Origin of the sequence: Paraburkholderia sp. MM5496-R1 (assembly GCF_050436205.1) — a bacterium.
GTDB lineage: Bacteria > Pseudomonadota > Gammaproteobacteria > Burkholderiales > Burkholderiaceae > Paraburkholderia > Paraburkholderia tuberum.
On record NZ_JBNDLT010000002.1, the window covers coordinates 3,722,320 to 3,736,615 of the forward strand.

Sequence of the window (14,296 nt, forward strand, 5' to 3'; positions counted from 1 at the left end):
GCCGCGTGGCGGCCTTGCGCAACGCGCCGGGCGGCCTTTTATGCAGCGCGGACTGAATCGGATTCTGAACCTGGATGCCGGCGGATTCAACGACGGCGGCACACGAGGCGTGCCGCCCATCAGCACCGGCTATTAATCGTCCGAATATTCAAAACTGAAACGAGTTTGAATGCGGTTTCAATATTGTCGGCGGAATTGTCAATGTTAAAGATTTCACTATTCGCGAATTTGTTGTGAAAACGTATCGGCGCTTATTCGGAATAGCTGCCGCGACTAATCGATGCGTTACGTGCGTTTGCGCACCAAGTTAATATTCGCAAGCCAAAGCGGCGTTATTGCCGAATGAGTTAGTGTTATTCGGCCAGACGTCTTTCCTCTGCTGGTTCGGCGGGACTTTCCGCCGATAGCCCAGGAGCATTAGCCGGTGCGATACTCCGACATTCCTGGTTTGAATGATTTGGCGTGTGGAGTATCCCAGCTGCGGCGCATTAAGCCGGTCTGATTCCGACATTTCCGATTCACGGATTGCGGAATCCGTACGCCGTGTAACATTGGCCGCAAAATTAATCCATTGCGCTTGGAAATGCAGATTGTTAGATTTCGTTCTGGCGCATGGTGAACCGGTCCTTTGCCGATATGCGCCGAACCCCCGTTAGCCCGGCCTCGTGCCGGGCTTTTTTTTGAATGGATTTACGCGGATGTTTAACCTGCCGCAGCGATCTTCACCGCGAATTCACATGTGCGGCCGATGATGGCGGATTATTTGTTTCGGCGTGAGACTCATGACCGGGGTGATCATTTTTGTCGGCGTGTGGCTAATCGCGCTCGCGTTGCTGGTGTGCTTCGCCGCGCGCATCGATCCGCGCTCCGGGCGCTGGCGACGCCGCTAAGCGGTGACGCTCTGCCGCTCGGCGGCCGCGCGGGCCGCACGGCGCGCGGCCTTTTACTGCTTGCAGCGGATGACCATCGAACGGTTTTTCACATTCGCGCCGAAAATCCCACCGATCGTGCCGCCCGACGTCGCGCCGTTGTCGACGTCTTTCGAAACCACGTCGTAGCCGTAGTTGCCGCAGGTTTCGCCCGCGCGCTTGTAGCACTCGGCCCAGCTCGTGCTGGCATCGCTGCCGCTGCAGTTGATCGCGAAGCCGGTGTCGCCGCTCGGCAGATAGGTCATCGTGGTCGTGGTCGAGCAGCCGCCGAGGCCGCCGAGCGTCAGGAGGCCAAGACTGATCGTCGCAGCCGCCGCGACGCGCGCCAATGGGCTTTTCATTTCAGATTCCTTGCAAATAACGGAAGGGCGTGGCGCGCAGCCACGCCGCTTCGAATTGAGCGTTTATAGCACGGCGGGTTCCCGCGCCCGCCGCCTAGCGCGGTGGCAGTTGTTTCGACGGATCGATCGAACGGCCCTGGTAGCGCAGTTCGAAATGCAGCATTACGCGATCGGTATCGGTGTCGCCCATTTCGGCGATTTTCTGGCCGCGCTTGACCGATTCGCCTTCCTTCACCAACAGCGCGCGGTTATGCGCGTAAGCGGTCAGATAGTCGGCGTTGTGCTTGAGGATCAGCAGATTGCCGTAGCCGCGCAGACCGTTGCCCGCATAGACGACGGTGCCAGGCGCCGCCGCGACGATGGGCGTTGCCGGCCGCCGCGGCAATATCGATACCCTTCGAGTTGCCGCCGTCGAAACGGCGGAACACCGTGCCGTCGGCCGGCCATACCAGCGAGATCGGCGCGGGCGCGGTCGCCGGCGCAGTGTCCGCGGGCGCAGGACGCGGCGCGGCCGCCGCGCTCGCGCTGCCACTGCTGCTACCGCCACCGCCGCTGCGGATCGCGCCGCTCGTCGACGCCGCGCCGCTCGTCGACGCCGCGCCGCTCGTCGACGCCGCGCCGCCCGGTGGCGCGACGCGCAGCACCTGGCCGACCTCGATACTGTCGGGATTGGTCAGGTTGTTCCAGCGTGCGATGTTCTGCACCGATTGCCGGTTGCCGCGCGCGATTTTCGACAGCGTGTCGCCCCGTTCGACCCGGTAGTAACCCGGCCCCACCGGCGCCGACCCGCACGCGGCGAGCAGCGCGAGCAATGCCGCGCAGCCGAGTCGTTTGATTCTTGTCGTTTCCAGCATTGGACCTCGCAAAGCACTGCCGCGCGCTGATCCCGATCACGCGGCACAGACTGACAAAGCGTTCGATTCTAACGGTTTTGTGTTGCGCCCCCCCCGGCGAGGGGAGCGAAGTGGCGGGCGGCCGCTTCGAGCGGCTCGCCGCCGGCGCCGGCGTATCAGTTCGTCTTCTCGACGGCAATGCGCAGTGCCGCCGTTTCGGTTTGTCCCGGCTCGAGCCAGCGCAAACCTCGGCCGTTGTGGATCGCATCGGGCAACCCGAGCCACGGCTCCACGCAGTAAAAGTCCGACTGCGGCGTTTCAGTCCACGTCGTCACCGCGTACCAGGGCACCGAGCCGGGCCGCTGCAGATCGATCGTGATCACGCGATCGATGCCCGGCGCCTCGACCCTCACCGGTCGATCGGGCGTGCCGGTCAGGCAATGGAAGCGGTCGTAGATGCGGTCTTCGTCGAGCGTGTAGCTCGCTTCGCCCGGCTCGGCGGGGCTGATCGAGCCGTCCTCGAGCTGACGGCACCGCTCGGTGCGCGGCAGTTCGAGCGTCGTCTGCGCGCGCTGCGTGTGCGGCAGCGTGAAGTAGAAGTGATGGCCGGCGTAGTAGGGCAGGCGCGCGTCGCCGGTATTGGTGGTGGTCAGCGTCACGTCGAGCGTGCGCGGATCGATGAGCTCGTAGGCGGCCTCGAAGCGGAAGCCGAACGGATAGGAGCCGCGGGTCGCTTCACTGTCGGTCAGAACCATCCGCAGGCCGGCGCCATGCACGTCGGCGTGAGGCTCGAACGGCAGGTCGCGCGCGAAGCCGTGCATCGGCAACTCGCGCACGGTGCCCCGCGCGTCACGCCAATAGCCGATCTTGCCGTCGACGCGATGACGGCCGAGAAATGGAAACAGCAGCGGATTGCCGCCGCGAATCCGCGCGGGCACGCTCCAGTCGGCGTGCTCGGGCCAGTGAATCACCTCTTCGCCGTCGATCGTCCACGACAGCAGACGGCCGCCGGCTTGCGGCGAAAAACGGAGCACCGAGGCGTCCTGGGCGATCTCGAGAATGTCCTGTTCCGGGGAGAGGGGCATGGTCAATAGCTAGCCAGATAGAGGTTGAGGGTCGCGCAAAGCGGCCGCGTGGGTCGGCCGTTGCATCTGCATGGAAGCGGCGTTTTGCGCCATTCGCTGCGACTGCGTCTCGCGCGGCGAAACCGCGATTTTGCGCTGCTTTGCGCTACGGGGAAACCCTTCCCGGGAAATTGCGGGTGTCGGAAAAGGGAGAATCCTATTGATAATCCGTCGGAGCGTCCGGTCCATCCGACTCCCGGGCGAATCGGCTCAGGAGGCATCATGGATCTCGCAACGGCAATGGCGGTGGCCTTATTCGGTATATTCACCGCCAGCACGTACTACTTCTTCCACTCTCTCAAGCGCTGATCCGCTGGTTTCATTCCCTGCTTTCGCAGCACGCGCGCGACGAATCCGCCGCCCGCTTTCTTGCTCTCGCGTAACAACGGTGTCGAGTTGTGACGCGGCGCGTCAATATCTCTCCGAATGTGGCCTAACCGCTTGGCGCTGGGTGTGTAGCCAGGCATAATCGGTGCGCCTTTGACGCGCCGGCTCCCCCTTTTGTGCGGCGCGCAGTTCTCGACACTTTGCTTACAAGGACCGCCGCGTGAACCTGTCGTTTCTCATTTTTCTGAGCGTGCTGCAAGGCGTTACCGAACTGTTTCCGGTGAGCAGCCTTGGCCACACGCTGCTCGTGCCAGCCCTGTTCGACATGCATATCGACAAGCATGCGCCGCAACTGCTGCCGTTCCTCGTCGCCCTGCATCTCGGCACCGCGTTCGCGCTGCTGTGGTACTTCCGCGCGCGCTGGTACGCGCTGGTGCGCGGTTTCTTAGCGTCGCTCGGCGGCCGCCGCAACGACGACGGTCACATGATGTGGGCGCTGATCATCGGTACGATTCCGGCGGGCCTCGTCGGTCTCGTGCTGGAAAAGCGCCTCGAGGCGCTTTTTCATGATCTGCGGATCGTCGCGATTGCGTTGATCGTGAATGGCGTGCTGCTGTGGTTCGGCGATCGTCTGCAACGCGCGCGCGCGCATCAACCGCCGGAAAAGCTGACGTTGCGCCAGGCGTTCTTCGTCGGCCTCGCGCAGATCGGCGCGCTGATTCCGGGCTTCTCGCGCAGTGGCCTGACGATGATCGCCGGCAATGCGGCCGGCCTCACCACCGAGAAAGCCGCCGAGTTTTCGTTCTTGCTCGGCACGCCGATCATTTTCGCGGCTGGCGTACTCGAACTGCCGAAGCTGCTTCACGCGCCGAGCCAGCTTGCCGACGCGGTGCTCGGCGGCGTGCTGACCGCGATCGCAGCGTACCTGAGCGTACGTTTCCTGATGCGCTATTTCGAAGGCCGCGGACGTCTCGCGTCGTTCGGCGCGTACTGCGCGGTCGCGGGGATCCTGTTCCTCGGCTGGTTCATGCTGCATCCGCAGCCGGTCTGAGCGCGCCGGGCGATCGGTTATAATCCGGGCCCGGTTGGTTGCAGGTCAGTTAGAATTTTAGTTTGTGGGAAATCGGGCGGCTCGCCGCGAGTGCCGGTTTCATGCAGATATCGATCCATACGGCAGTAGCTCAGCTGGATAGAGCATCGGCCTTCTAAGCCGAGGGTCGGGGGTTCGAGCCCCTCCTGCCGTACCAGAATCATCGAAGGGTTACAGGTTTCGCGCCTGTAACCCTTTTTTGTTTTTGTGCCATGTTGCGCGCCCGGTGGCTGTCAGGCTGTCGCGTGTTCGTACGGCTCGCTTCGGGTGTTTCCCGACTCAGGAAATCGCGCGCGGCGCCGTTAATCCAACAGAACCGTGTGACGCGCCGCGATGGAGGAATCAGCGTGAACCGACTTAGCCTCAACACCAAACTCTGGCTCGCGCTGCTGATTACGTGGCTCGGCCTGCTCGGCCTCGGCGGCTGGGCCGCATGGCAGTCGCGCGCGACGATGCTGGCCGAGCGCAAGTCGGCGGTGCAGAACGTCGTGGAAAGCGCCTACGGCATCGTCGCCGACTACGCGCAGCGCGCCGACCAGCACGAGCTGACGCCCGAACAGGCGCGGCAGCAGGCGCTGGCGCGGCTGTCCGCGATGCGCTACCCCGGCAGCGGCTACATGATCGTGTCGACTGCCACGCCGGTCGTGATCATGCATCCGATGCTCGCCGATCTGCGCAACAAGGACGTGTCGCACTACGCGGACAGCGACGGCAAGCTGCTGTTCGTCGAAATGGTCAAGGTCGCGCAGGCGCACGGGCAGGGCTTCGTCGATTACATGGGCCGCCTCGCCGGCAACAACGAGCGCGTGCCGAAGATCAGCTTCGTCAAGCGCTTTGCCGCGTGGGACTGGTATCTGATTTCGGGTGTCTACGTCAACGACATCGACGCGGCGTTCCGCGCCGACCTGCTGCGCTATCTGCTGACGATCCTCGCGATCGGCAGCTTCAGCACCGTCGCGCTCGTGCTGATCATCCGCAACGTGAAGCGCAGTCTCGGCGGCGAGCCCGCCTATGCAGCGAGCGTCGCGGAGACGATCGCAGACGGCGATCTGTCGTGCCCGGTCACGCTGGCCGGCGACGATCAGGAAAGCATGCTGTACGCGATGCAGCGCATGCAAAGCCGCCTCGCCGACGCGATCCGGCGCATTCGCGGCGGCACCGAAACGATCACGGTCGCGGCCGAAGAGATCGCCGCGGGCAATCTCGATCTGTCGGCGCGAACGGAACAGCAGGCGTCGTCGCTCGGCGAAACGGCCGCGAGCATGGAGCAGCTGACGGCGACCGTCAAGCAGAACGCCGACAACGCGCTGCAGGCCAATCGCATGGCGCGCTCGGCGTCGCAGCTCGCGGGCGAGGGCGGCGAGGCCGTGCAGCACGTCGTCGCGAACATGCAGAGCATCGCGGCGAGCTCGGCGCGGGTGGTCGATATCATCGGCGTGATCGAAAGCATCGCGTTTCAAACCAACATCCTCGCGCTGAACGCGGCCGTCGAAGCCCGCGCGCGCCGGCGAGGAGGGCCGCGGCTTCGCGGTCGTCGCGGGCGAGGTGCGCAACCTCGCGCGCCGCAGCGCCGACGCGGCCAAGGAGATCAAGACGTTGATCGAGGATTCGGTCGCGCGCGTCGGCAGCGGCAAGACGCTCGTCGAGAAGGCGGGCGGCACGATGGAGTCGCTCGTCGATGCGGTGAAGCGCGTGACCGACATCATCAGCGAGATTTCCGCCGCGTCCGACGAGCAGAGCCGCGGCATCGAGCAGGTCAATCTCGCGATCGCGCAGATGGACGAGACCACGCAGCAGAACGCGGCGATGGTCGAACAGGCGGCGGCCGCCGCGCAGTCGATGCAGGAGCAGGCGCAGATGCTGCGCGACGTCGTCAACACGTTCCGCCTGCAGGGGACGGCCGCCGCGCGTTGATGGCCGCATCGATGGGCGCGCTGCCTGCCGAAGTGTGCATGCTATGCTTTTGAGGTCAGGATCAAAAGCCGCCGTGCGCCCGTGCGCGCCGTGCACACTTCGAGGAGAGTCCTACATGTCGACGCGAACCCGTGTGCTGTTCCACCTCAGTGCCGCGAGCCTCCTGCTCGGTGCGGCGATCGGCGCGCAAGCCGCGAACCTCGGCTTTCTGAGCGACACGCCGATCACCTATATGAGACAGCGTGACAACGCCTCGATCAAGCATGCGGTCATGAGCGCGCTCAATGACAGGAAGGACGGCGAGAGTTTTACGTGGGTCAACGACGGCACCGGCAATAGCGTGAAGATCGACGCGACCATCTCGATGGACAGCACCTCGACCGACGGCGGACGCACCTGCCGCACCCTCGGGGTCGTACTCAATGCGAAAGGGCAATCGATGAACCTGCGTCCGAACTTCTGCAAGGAAGGCGGTGCCTGGCAGTTGCAGAAGCGTTGAGCATGCGTGAGCGCGGCGCGAGAGATGCATGCAGTGAGGCTGCGCGATGAGCCCGCGAATCGTCTCGTGCGGGATCGTGCTGCTCGATCCCGACGGACGCGTGCTGCTCGCGCATGCCACCGAAACGACGCACTGGGACATCCCGAAAGGCCAGGGCGAGGACGGCGAGGCGCCGCACGTGACGGCGCTGCGCGAGCTGGTCGAGGAAACCGGCATCGCGCTCGAGGCCGATCGGCTGAAGGATCTCGGCCTGTTCGTCTACCGGCGCGACAAGGACCTGCATCTGTTCGCGGCGCGCGCGGGTGCCGGCGAGCTCGATCTGAGCAGGTGCACCTGCACGTCGCTGTTTCCGCGCCGCTCGGACGGCACGCTGATCCCCGAAATGGACGACTACCGCTGGGCGTCGATCGAAGAGGTGCCGCGCTATGCGAGCCGTAGTCTGACGCGGCTCTTCGAGACGACGCTGTCGCTCGCGGAGTTGCACCGGTCGCTATAGCCGGCGCACGCCGCCTTCAATCGAGCGCGTGGTCGTTCGGATGCGCGAACAACGCGCGGTTCTGCTCCGACAGCGGGAAATTGACGTTGATGCCATGCGGCGGAATCGGCTGCGTGAACCACTGCCGATACAGACGCTCGGCGTCGCCGGACGTCTGCGAGCGCACGATCACGCGATTCACGAGCGCGCGGAACGGCTCGTCGCCCTTGCGGAACATGCACGCATAAACCTCGTAGCCAAGCGGCGTGCCCGTCACGATGAAATCGTCGGGATGCGGGTCGGTCGCCTTGAAACCGTAGACGATCGGCTCGTCCATCACGAACGCCACCGCGTGACCGTCCTCCATCTTGTTGAAGGCGTCCTGATGGTCGCGCACGCTCATGATGCGCATGTTCAACTGCTTGTCGGTGTTGAGGCTGCGCAGCAGGCGCTCGTCGGACGTGCCCGCGGTCGTCACGACCGGCTTGCCGGCCAGATCGGGGAAATCGGTGATGCCGCTGTTCCTGCGCGTGATCATGCGCACCGCGTACTGGAAAAAGCTGTCTGAAAACGCAGCGACGTTTTCGCGCTCGACCGTGTGCGTGGTCGAGCCGCATTCGAGATCGATCTGGTTGTTCAGCAGCATCGGCATGCGGTTCGACGACGTGACCGTGACTTCGTGAACGCGCAGCTGCGCCATGCCGAGCGTTTTCCTGATTTCATCGACGATCTGCATCGCGATCGCCTGCGAGTAGCCGACCGTGCGCTTGCCGTCGAAGTACGAGAACGGGATCGACGCCTCTCGCACGCCGAGCACGACGACGCCGTCGTCGTGGATCTTTCTCAGCGTGCCGGTCAGTTCATCCGCGCGGGCGGGGCCGGTGAACGCGAGCACGCCGCAGGCGGCCAGCGTAAGCAGCACGCTGTGCATGCCGCGCAGCAGACGCGGGAAGCGTGAGCCGCACGCGCTCCGTGCGATGCGAACCCTACCTTCAGACCCTTCCCCGTGGCGGTCTGCAACCTTCATCGGACCTCCCGGACCGGCGCGCTCAGGCGAGCGCGCAGTGAGTGTCGATCGAAACATCCGGCAACCCGGATGGGCCCGCAACGCCGGGCCCTCGCTGGCGCGGGCTCAGGCCGGCTTGCCCCAACTGTCGCGCAGACTGACGATGCGGTTGAATACGGGCTTACCCGGCTTCGAATCGACGCGGTCGGCGACGAAGTAGCCGTGGCGCTCGAACTGGTAGCGCTGCTCCGGCAGCGCATGGCGCGCGCCGGTTTCGAGGTAGGCCTGGACCACGCGTTTCGAGTCCGGATTCAGCGCTTCGAGGAAGTCGCGGCCGCCGGCGTCCGGTTGCGGTTCCTTGAACAGCCGGTCGTAGATGCGCACTTCGGCCGGGCACGCGGCCGCCGCGCTGACCCAGTGGATGTTGCCCTTGACCTTGTAATTGTTCGCGCCTTCGGTGCCCGATTTGCTGTCCGGGAAGTAGTTGCAGTGCACCGCGACGATATTGCCGTTCTCGTCCTTGTCCGCGTGCGTGCATTCGATCACGTAGCCGTAGCGCAGCCGCACCTTGTTGCCGGGGAACAGGCGGAAGTAGCCCTTCGGCGGTGTCTGCGTGAAGTCCTCGCGCTCGATCCACAGCTCGCGCGAAATCGGAAACTCGCGCATGCCCTGTTCCGGATGATGCGGATGCACCGGTGCGTGGCACGGCTCGGTAAGGCGTTCGGGGAAGTTGTCGATGATCAGCTTGACCGGATCGAGCACGGCGGCGATGCGCGGCGCCTTCTCGTCGAGATCGTCGCGCAGCGCGCCTTCGAACACGCTCATGTCGATCCACGAGTCGACCTTGGTCACGCCGATGCGCTCGCAGAACAGCTGGATCGACTCGGGCGTGAAGCCACGCCGGCGCACGCCGACGATGGTCGGCATGCGTGGGTCGTCCCAGCCTTCCACATGGCCTTCGTTGACGAGTTGCAGCAGCTTGCGCTTGCTGGTGATCGCATAGGTCAGGTTCAGGCGCGAAAACTCGATTTGCTGCGGCAGCGGACGCCCGAAGACACCGGCCTCGGCGAGTTCGTTCAGGATCCAGTCGTACAGTGGGCGGTGGTCTTCGAATTCGAGCGTGCACAGCGAATGCGTGATGTTTTCGAGCGCGTCCGAGATGCAGTGCGTGTAGTCGTACATCGGGTACACGCACCAGGTGTCGCCGGTACGGTAGTGATGCGCGAAACGGATGCGGTAGATGACCGGGTCGCGCATGTTGAAGTTCGGCGACGACATGTCGATCTTCGCGCGCAGCACGTGCTCGCCTTCCTTGAACTCGCCCGCCTTCATGCGGCGGAACAGGTCGAGGTTTTCCGCGACCGAACGCTCGCGGAAACGCGACGGCGTGCCGACTTCGGTGGCCGAGCCGCGGTTCGCGCGGATTTCCTCGGCCGACTGGCTATCCACGTATGCCTTGCCGCGCTGGATCAGCAGCTCCGCGAACTCGTACAGCTTGTCGTAGTAGTCGCTCGCGAAGTACAGATGCTCGGTGCGGTCCTTTTCCCATTCGAAGCCGAGCCAGCGCACCGAGTCGATGATCGACTCGACGTACTCGACGCTTTCCTTCTCCGGATTGGTGTCGTCGAAGCGCAGATGGCACACGCCGCCGTAGCTGCGCGCGACGCCGAAGTTCAGGCAGATGCTCTTTGCGTGACCGATGTGCAGATAGCCGTTCGGCTCCGGCGGGAAGCGCGTTTCGACGCGCTGGCTCCATTTGCCGGTGCGGTTGTCGTCGTCGATGATGTTGCGGATGAAATTGGATGTCGCGGGCGCGTCGTTGCGTTCGGTATTCATGCGAGAAGATGAGAGTCCGTGGGGGCGCGCAATGCGCCCGTGTAGCCGTCAATTCTACCTGACGAGCCCGTTCGCGGCAGGTGGTTGCGGCGCGCAGCCAACGGCGCAGTGGGTTTGGCGCGGCTGCCGGAGTCAGGGAAGCCGGCGCGCGGGGCTGTAACAGGAGGTAAAACGGGTTGGAGACGCGCGCCGCGCCGACTTAGGATGCGCTGCTGCGCGCGGCCCGCGCGCCTGTGCTGGGCCTTCGCGCGGGGCGGGCTTGCCCGAGCCGTCCACGCTGTCCTTCATCTTCCTGCACGAGGCTCCGCTGCTCGTGCGCCATGCTCGCCTCGTTGCCGGAGTTTTATCGGATGTCTGTCCCGACGCACGGCGCGTTTCGCGCGCCCTTTGCCCGCGCTTTGGCTAGCGCCCGATTTTCTTGCCGTAACCGTCGTGTGCTCGCTTCGGCCTGGTTTGCCGCGCTTGCCGTGAACGTGGCCGCGCCGCTGTCCGCCGCCGCGAAAACACCGGCGCCGAAGCCGGCGCTCGATGCGTCGGCCGTCGCCGCGCCGGATAGCTACAGCGCTGACACCGCGCAGCAGATCTTCGCCGCAGGCGGCAACGCGGTCGATGCCGCGGTCGCGATGGCCTTCACGCTCGCCGTCACGCGGCCCGATGCGGGCAACCTCGGCGGCGGCGGTTTCATGACGCTGCTGGTCGACGGCAAGCCGTATTTTCTCGACTATCGCGAGCGCGCGCCGCAGCAGGCGACCCGCGACATGTACCTCGACGACAAGGGCAACGTGGCGCCGGGCATGAGCACGGTCGGGCATCGCGCGGTGGCCGTGCCGGGCACTGTCGATGGCATGTGGGAAGCGCAGCGGCGCTTCGGCAAGCTCAAATGGAAGCAGGTGCTCGCGCCCGCGATCCATTACGCGACCGACGGCTTCCAGGTCGACCCGCGGCTGCAGCAGCGACGCGACGCGGCCGCGAAGAGTTTCGCCGGCAAAACCAATTTCGACGCCTACTTCGCGAACCTGAAGGCGGGCGCGATGCTGCGCCAACCGGAACTCGCGCAGACGCTGGGGCGGATCGCGAGCGACGGCGGCCGCGAGTTTTACGAGGGCCGCACCGCTCAAATGATCGCCGCGCAGATGTACGGCCACGGCCTGATCACGAGCCAGGATCTGAGCCAGTACAAGGCTCTGTGGCGCGAGCCGCTCGCGGCCGACTGGCACGGCTACCGCGTGATCACCGCGCCGCCGCCGAGCTCGGGCGGCCTCGGGCTGATCCAGATGCTGAAGATGCGGGCCGATCTGCAGCCGGCGTTCGACGGCCTTGCGTTGAATTCAGCGCCGTACATCCATCTGATCGCGCAGATCGAGGATCGCGTGTTCGCGGACCGGCAGCACTATATCGGCGACCCGGACGCATCGCCGGTGCCGGTCGCGAAGCTGATCGACGACGCCTACCTCGCGCAGCGCGCGGCCGAAGTCAAAGCCGACGAAGCGCCGGCCGCCGCGACGGTGAAACCCGGTGTCGACGGCGGCGCGGCGACGGAGAAGGCGCAAACCACGCATTTCTCGGTGGTCGACAAATGGGGCAACGCGGTGTCGAACACCTACACGCTGAACGGCGATTTCGGCTCGGGCGTCGTGGTGGACGGCGGCGGGTTCCTGCTGAACGATGCGATGGACGATTTCGTGATCAAGCCAGCCGGCGCTGGCGCGACCGGCGCGGCGTCGACACCCGGCGCCGCCGATGCCGAGCCGGATGCGATCGCGCCGGGCCGCCGCCCGATTTCGTCGATGACGCCCACGCTGCTGCTGAAGGACGGCAAGATCGCGCTAGCGATCGGCACGCCCGGCGGCTCTCGCATCCTGACGACGATCTTCCAGGTGATGACGAATCTGTACGACTTCGACATGTCACCGACGGACGCGCTCGCCGCGATGCGTTTCCATCATCAACTGCTGCCGCCAAAGACGATCTACTTCGAGCCGTACCGTCCCGCGCCGGATGAGCTCGCCACGCAATTGAAGGCGCTCGGCTTTACGGTCGAGCAGCAGTCGTTCAACGGCGACGTGCAGATGATCCGCGTGGACGGCACGACCCCCGAGCCCGCGAGCGATCCCCGTGGTGGCGGCGTGGCACGCGTGATACGGTAGACGGCCCGCCGCGCTATCCCGCGAGCGGGCGATAAGCCGAACACGGGGAAGCACGATGAGCGAACACCAACCGCCGTTTGCGACGATCGTGGTGGCGAGCAGCGACGATCCTTATGGCGGCGTGCCGTTTTCACAAACCTGCGCGAACGCGTGGGGCAGCCGCTGGATCGGGATCGGCGCGCGCGGCCACATCAACGCCGACAGCGGTCTCGACGATTGGGACGAGGGGCGCGGCTGGCTGGCTTCGCTAACGGCGATGCGCTGAGTCTCGCCGCCTGCTCGATCAGATCACCGCTTTGCGCTTCAACTCGGCAATCGTCTGCGCGTCGTATCCGAGCACGTCGCTCAGCACCCGCTCGGTATGCTCGCCGAGCAGCGGCGGATGGCTCAGCGCCTGCGGCGGCGTGCCGGTCATGGTGATCGGGTTGCGCACGAGCTTGACCGTGCCGCCCGACGGATGCGGCAGATCGACCTGCAGACCGCGCGCGACCACCTGCTCGTTGTCGAACACTTCGTCGAGGTTGTTGATCGGCCCGCACGGCACGCCGGCCGCTTCGAGCGCCGCGATCCAATGCTGCTTGCCCTGCAGGCGGACCATGTCCGCGAGCATCGGCACGAGCAGTTCGCGGTTGCGCACGCGCGCGGGGTTGGTTGCGAAACGCTCGTCGTCGGCGAGTTCCGGGCGGCCGCCCACTTCGACGAACTTGCGGAACTGTCCGTCGTTGCCGACCGCGACGATGATCCAGCCGTCGCTGGTCTGGAAGGTCTGGTAGGGCACGATGTTCGGATGCGCATTGCCCCAGCGCGCCGGCGGCTGGCCGCTCGCGAGGTAGTTCGAGTTCATGTTGGCGAGCATCGCGACCTGCACGTCGAGCAGCGCCATGTCGATGTATTGGCCAACGCCCGTGCGGTCGCGGTGCGTGAGCGCGGTCAGCACCGCGATCGTCGAGTACATGCCGGTCATCAGGTCGGCGATCGCGACGCCGGCCTTCTGCGGGCCGCCGCCCGGCTGAGCGTCACGCTCGCCGGTGATGCTCATGAAGCCGCCGATCCCCTGCACGATGAAGTCGTAACCGGCGCGCTGCGCATACGGGCCGGTCTGCCCGAAGCCCGTGACCGAGCAGTAGATCAGGTCGGGCTTGACCTCTTTGAGCGAGTCATAGTCGAGGCCGTACTTCTTCAACTGGCCGACCTTGTAGTTCTCGAGCACGACGTCGCTTTGCGCGGCCAGTTCGCGCACGATCCGCTGACCCTCGGGCGACGCGATGTCGAGCGTGACCGAGCGCTTGTTGCGGTTCGCCGCGAGATAGTAGGCGGCCTCGCGCGTGTCCGCGCCGTCCGGCGTTTTCAGATAGGGAGGCCCCCAGTGGCGCGTGTCGTCGCCGACCTCGGGGCGTTCGATCTTGATGACGTCGGCGCCGAAATCGGCGAGCGTCTGCGCGCACCACGGACCGGCGAGCACGCGGGTGAGATCCAGCACGCGGATGTGACTGAGAGCGCCCATGTTCCTGAATGTCTCCTGATGGTTGCAGGCCGCGCGGCGAGCTGCCATGCGTTATTTCGCGCGAAGTTTCGTGGAAGTCATCTTAAGCGATTCGCGCTCGCGGGCGCAGTCAGCCGAACGTCATGGCGCGGATCGGACGAGCGGACACGCGAGCGCCAACCAGGCGGCGCGCGGTGCCGCGCGCGCTTGCCGATCCCGTATAATCAGTCGTTTAAAGAAACCGACAGTTGGCGCATCCCACCGACCGCCAGTCTCCGTCAGGAACCGTCAG

General features: G+C 65.2%; 10 protein-coding genes, 1 tRNA gene and 2 pseudogenes. 7 read left to right on the plus strand and 6 right to left on the minus strand.

The window, feature by feature from the left end; translation table 11 throughout:
* Positions 1 to 943: 943 nt before the first annotated feature.
* From OKW38_RS24405 to OKW38_RS24415, 3 genes and pseudogenes are all read right to left on the minus strand, one after another.
* Entirely contained in the window at positions 944 to 1,270 is a 327-nt protein-coding gene (locus OKW38_RS24405; RefSeq protein ID WP_090801089.1) for a hypothetical protein, read from the minus strand.
* Positions 1,271 to 1,364: 94 nt separating this feature from the next.
* Positions 1,365 to 2,124: pseudogene (locus OKW38_RS24410) on the minus strand (peptidoglycan DD-metalloendopeptidase family protein).
* A gap of 155 nt (positions 2,125 to 2,279) precedes the next feature.
* Positions 2,280 to 3,188 (minus strand): aldose epimerase, encoded by a 909-nt coding sequence (locus tag OKW38_RS24415; RefSeq protein WP_429363367.1) that lies wholly within the window; start codon positions 3,186 to 3,188, stop codon positions 2,280 to 2,282.
* A gap of 586 nt (positions 3,189 to 3,774) precedes the next feature.
* Between OKW38_RS24415 and OKW38_RS24420 the strand changes: the two genes are divergently transcribed.
* The 5 genes and pseudogenes from OKW38_RS24420 (at position 3,775) to OKW38_RS24440 (ending at position 7,553) form a co-directional block, all read left to right on the plus strand.
* Positions 3,775 to 4,605, plus strand: a complete 831-nt coding sequence (locus OKW38_RS24420; protein ID WP_090801083.1) for an undecaprenyl-diphosphate phosphatase — start codon at positions 3,775 to 3,777, stop codon at positions 4,603 to 4,605.
* Between the two features lie 119 nt (positions 4,606 to 4,724).
* Positions 4,725 to 4,801, plus strand: a tRNA-Arg gene (locus OKW38_RS24425).
* 190 nt (positions 4,802 to 4,991) lie between these two features.
* Positions 4,992 to 6,558: pseudogene (locus tag OKW38_RS24430) on the plus strand (methyl-accepting chemotaxis protein).
* A 115-nt stretch (positions 6,559 to 6,673) separates the two neighbouring features.
* Positions 6,674 to 7,057 carry an RT0821/Lpp0805 family surface protein gene (locus tag OKW38_RS24435; protein ID WP_090801080.1) on the plus strand — a complete coding sequence of 128 codons (384 nt, stop codon included), beginning with the start codon at positions 6,674 to 6,676 and terminating at the stop codon, positions 7,055 to 7,057.
* Between the two features lie 46 nt (positions 7,058 to 7,103).
* Positions 7,104 to 7,553, plus strand: a complete 450-nt coding sequence (locus OKW38_RS24440) for an NUDIX hydrolase (RefSeq protein ID WP_429363369.1) — start codon at positions 7,104 to 7,106, stop codon at positions 7,551 to 7,553.
* 16 nt (positions 7,554 to 7,569) lie between these two features.
* Here OKW38_RS24440 and OKW38_RS24445 read toward each other — a convergent pair whose 3' ends face one another.
* Together OKW38_RS24445 and OKW38_RS24450 are read right to left on the minus strand one after the other, a co-directional pair.
* Positions 7,570 to 8,463, minus strand: a complete 894-nt coding sequence (locus tag OKW38_RS24445) for a transporter substrate-binding domain-containing protein (RefSeq protein ID WP_429363811.1) — start codon at positions 8,461 to 8,463, stop codon at positions 7,570 to 7,572.
* A gap of 201 nt (positions 8,464 to 8,664) precedes the next feature.
* Complete coding sequence (locus OKW38_RS24450) at positions 8,665 to 10,374, minus strand: glutamine--tRNA ligase/YqeY domain fusion protein (protein ID WP_429335046.1); 1,710 nt, start codon at positions 10,372 to 10,374, stop codon at positions 8,665 to 8,667.
* Positions 10,375 to 10,724: 350 nt separating this feature from the next.
* On the opposite strand from OKW38_RS24450, the gene ggt reads away from it, so the two are divergent.
* Together ggt and OKW38_RS24460 are read left to right on the plus strand one after the other, a co-directional pair.
* Positions 10,725 to 12,521: a gamma-glutamyltransferase gene (gene ggt / locus OKW38_RS24455; RefSeq protein WP_429363370.1), complete on the plus strand. Its 1,797-nt coding sequence runs from the start codon at positions 10,725 to 10,727 to the stop codon at positions 12,519 to 12,521.
* Positions 12,522 to 12,576: 55 nt separating this feature from the next.
* Positions 12,577 to 12,786: an RBBP9/YdeN family alpha/beta hydrolase gene (locus OKW38_RS24460; protein ID WP_429335044.1), complete on the plus strand. Its 210-nt coding sequence runs from the start codon at positions 12,577 to 12,579 to the stop codon at positions 12,784 to 12,786.
* 18 nt (positions 12,787 to 12,804) lie between these two features.
* Here the strand turns inward: OKW38_RS24460 and OKW38_RS24465 are convergent, their stop codons facing one another.
* Positions 12,805 to 14,025: a CaiB/BaiF CoA transferase family protein gene (locus OKW38_RS24465; RefSeq protein ID WP_429363372.1), complete on the minus strand. Its 1,221-nt coding sequence runs from the start codon at positions 14,023 to 14,025 to the stop codon at positions 12,805 to 12,807.
* Between the last annotated feature and the right edge of the window lie 271 nt (positions 14,026 to 14,296).